The organism is Streptococcus sp. bf_0095 (genome assembly GCF_004166885.1).
Taxonomy (GTDB): domain Bacteria; phylum Bacillota; class Bacilli; order Lactobacillales; family Streptococcaceae; genus Streptococcus.
Map to the genome: position 1 here is coordinate 1 of NZ_RCYU01000007.1, position 2407 is coordinate 2407.

Sequence of the window (2407 nt, forward strand, 5' to 3'; positions counted from 1 at the left end):
CCATCTTTCAGAATAATTTCTCCGTCCTCGTCAACTTCAGTAGTCGTATCGTCTACTTCGATTTTCTTGAACTATGTTTACATTGTTCAAGAAAATCGAAGTAGACGATACGACTACTGAAGTTGACGAGGACGGAGAAATTATTCTGAAAGATGGTTTCTATCGAGAACGACAGCTGCATGGACAATATATCAATGGTAAGGATATTTTCCGTATGGAGTACAATCCTAATGTGATAAGCAAAGAGTTGGTTTATTTTATTGAGAGTGGCTTGACTAAGGAGTTATTTCCAGTTCGACACATGAGCCGAATGGATATTGCCCTTGATGTTTTCGGGAGAGATTTAACCTATTTAGTTCTTGACCGTCCTCGAGTGAAGTCATGTAGATTTATGAGTCCAACTGGAGCTCTCGAGAATACTTACTATGGCATGCGAAAATCAAATGTGTTTATTCGAATTTATAATAAGGGAACTGAACGTAGACAGAAATTCCTGAATGGAAAGGCTTATGAAGACTTTTCAGATGATATTTATCCGTTGGCTCGAAAGCATTGGTGGCGAATAGAAATGCAAGTTCGAACACGTGGTATCAATGAATGTTTTACGCATTTTGAAGAGATGTTAGAACAGATGAGATTTTTGATTGACGAAAATCTTGAAAATAAAGATATTGATACGATTATGAATGTTTTTGCAGTGAGGGATAATCCGTGGTTGCTTGGTCGAATGACTAAGCAACGTAGATACAAATATAGGAAGTTGCTGAAAGAAGAATTTAGTGACGATCCGTTGAAGGACAAAGCAAAAAAACTGCTTCATGAAGAAACAGCCTTGTTTGATTATTATTTTGATTTGTATCCTAAAACAGATTGACAAAAATACGCTTTCAGCTTATAATAGTAAATAATAAAAGTGAGTTAAGCAAACCCTAACTCACCTACAAAACCTACATCAAGTATATCATATTGAAGATTTTTGTCAACTCTTTTCACTGGCAAAAATTACAAAACGTAATTTTCTGATGTAGGTTTGCAACTAAGTTTGTGAGCCTTTTTGTTTTCGATGAAAAAGGTAAAAATATAAGAAAGGAGCCGAAATATGGCTAAACAGAAGGAATTACAAGTGAATGAGCTTGTAAAAATTGATTACAATTTGATTGATGGAAGTGAGTTTGAAGTAGAGATTTATGAACCATCTACACCGATTGAAGAAAAGGAAGAAAAAGATGGTAAATTCGAGAAAACAGGGAAAATCCTTGGCTATCGTGTGACCTATCAACTCCGTGCAACTAAAGAATTCGAAAGTAATCGTGCTATCTTTGATGTACGTTACGAAAAACCGCAGCCAGGTGAGGTGGGTGATGTTGTCAAGATTAAGTATGATGAAGAAAATTCCAAAGTCTGGGCAACTTCAACACGTAACTCAGATTTTGCAATGCCAAAACTTATTTTGTATGGAGAAAGTTCACAAATAGTTGAATAACCATGATAAAATTATTAAGTAGAGACAAAGATGGCTATAGATTATGTTTGATGTCGATTGCTGAAATCTATAAATACATTTATAAGCCTGATAAGACAAAGAAAAATCTCACGTATGCTGATATCCAGTCTGAATTTATCGAGAAAGGCATGGTTGCTGATGGTATCGATGAAAAAGGGTTAGCATACTACTATGTTGGCGAGCGAAATGGGAGATATTTCTTGGTTTAGACGTTGGTTTCTGACGAGTATGATTTCTAATGGTAGAGAAGCAGACACTAGGAACTCTTAGAGGGGTAGACCGTATCTACCTTTCGATTTATGGTATTTTTTGAGTCATGATTTCTGGCACTCACGTAGTCGATAGACGCAGTGAGTGATCATGAAATCTGCTCAAAAAAACATAAAATCGAAAAATTTGCGGTCAACACTCTAAGAGACCGCTAGGGGGTATGATTTGTGTACCCTTGGGAAAATCAGACGCAGGGACAGAAATATCGAACGAGCTGAAGGCAAAGAAAAATTTCTCAAAACACGCTTCGTATAGCATTGCTAGTAAGCAGACCACTTGGACAATCGCGAACGCAGAGAGCAAAAGGGTGCTTTTGCTCGCACAAATGGGGTTCAAGGGGGCTGGTTACTTGCTAGCAATGCCGTGTTGAGAAAATTTTCTGTAGCCGTATCAAATCTTAATAGAAAGGAGTTTTATGGAGTTAAAGTATTCGATAGATAACATAACATGGGTAGCACATGATGTTTCTCTTGTTAAATTTGAAGAATACAGGGAAATTATTCAGAATAACTTTGATTGTGAACCTTACTTTATTGAAAATATAGGTTATATGTTTACATTGTTCAAGAAAATCGAAGTAGACGATACGACTACTGAAGTTGACGAGGACGGAGAAATTATTCTGAAAGATGG

The 2407-nt window shown here is 36.5% G+C and carries 4 protein-coding genes; all 4 read left to right on the forward strand.

The features are described from left to right. Positions 1–73 precede the first annotated feature (73 nt). Positions 74–874 (forward strand): hypothetical protein, encoded by an 801-nt coding sequence (locus tag EAI95_RS09915; protein ID WP_129822881.1) that lies wholly within the window; start codon positions 74–76, stop codon positions 872–874. A 225-nt stretch (positions 875–1099) separates the two neighbouring features. Next, positions 1100–1483, forward strand: coding sequence for a hypothetical protein (locus EAI95_RS09920; RefSeq protein WP_129822883.1), 384 nt, complete (start codon positions 1100–1102; stop codon positions 1481–1483). A gap of 2 nt (positions 1484–1485) precedes the next feature. Then, positions 1486–1713 (forward strand): hypothetical protein, encoded by a 228-nt coding sequence (locus EAI95_RS09925; protein ID WP_129822885.1) that lies wholly within the window; start codon positions 1486–1488, stop codon positions 1711–1713. 476 nt (positions 1714–2189) lie between these two features. After that, positions 2190–2407 (forward strand): hypothetical protein (locus tag EAI95_RS09930; RefSeq protein ID WP_129822887.1); only part of this gene is annotated, 218 nt, incomplete at its 3' end.

What these genes read in the sequence shown, in the direction of transcription:
- EAI95_RS09915 (WP_129822881.1), top strand. Translation starts at nt 74, where the DNA reads ATGTTTACATTGTTCAAGAAAATCGAAGTAGACGATACGACTACTGAA.
- EAI95_RS09920 (WP_129822883.1), top strand. Translation starts at nt 1,100, where the DNA reads ATGGCTAAACAGAAGGAATTACAAGTGAATGAGCTTGTAAAAATTGAT.
- EAI95_RS09925 (WP_129822885.1), top strand. Translation starts at nt 1,486, where the DNA reads ATGATAAAATTATTAAGTAGAGACAAAGATGGCTATAGATTATGTTTG.